This window comes from Burkholderia sp. Ac-20379 (assembly GCF_017104645.1).
GTDB lineage: Bacteria > Pseudomonadota > Gammaproteobacteria > Burkholderiales > Burkholderiaceae > Burkholderia.
In genome coordinates this window covers 1-759 of record NZ_JAAGPF010000782.1, presented here as the reverse complement: position 1 = coordinate 759, position 759 = coordinate 1, and the positions used below count along the sequence as shown (strand labels likewise).

The following is a 759-nucleotide window of genomic DNA, read 5'->3' as shown; positions in this document are numbered from 1 at the left end:
CATCAGCGTGCCGCCGCGCGAGGAAAACACGGCAGCGCGACGAGCACGACCCCGGCGGCCGCCAGCCACACGAGGCCCCAGCCACCGCGAGTCAACAGGGACGGGATCGCCAACGGCGTCAGGAAATAGCCGGCGTAGACGACCGTATTGGCCATGCCGAGCGCGGTCCCCGCACGCTGCGCGCCGGCCATCGTCGCCAGTTCGGCGTAGGCCACGCCGTGCCAGGCCGACACGGCGATGCCGGCCGCCACCAGCAGCAGCGCGGCGAGATCGAGGCTGGGCGTCGAGCGTGCCGCGCCGGCGGCGCAGGTCGCCGCGGCGAGCGCCGCGAACAGCGCGAACGCCAATCCGGCCGTGCCGCGCACGAACGCGCGCCGGTTGCCGAGCCGATCGGTCGCGCGGCCGCTCCAGACCCGCGACACCATCGCACCGAGCTGGATCGTCACCATCGCGATGCCGATGCGCGCCGCGCCGAAGCCGGCGAAATCGTGGAGAAACACCGTCGCGAAGCTGAGGATGGCGAACTGCGGCACGCAGAGCAGCCCGATGCCGAGCACGAGACGCCGCAGCGTGGGATCGCGCAGTGGCTGTGCGGCCGCGGCATGGCTGCCGCCAACGGCCCGCGGAGCCGGTGCTGCTATATCGCCGGCCGGCTCGTGCAGCCAGCGCCACGTCAGGAGCGTGGCCAGCGCGACGAAGCCGCCCAGCACGCCGAACACGGCCGCGAAGCCCGCATGCGCGGCCAGCGGTGGCAGCAGG

At 73.8% G+C, this 759-nt stretch carries 1 protein-coding gene; it reads right to left on the bottom strand.

Annotated features, from left to right (window positions below):
- Positions 1–2 precede the first annotated feature (2 nt).
- The coding region (locus G3N92_RS34595; protein ID WP_206131947.1) for an MFS transporter at positions 3–759 on the bottom strand (757 nt) is incomplete at its 5' end.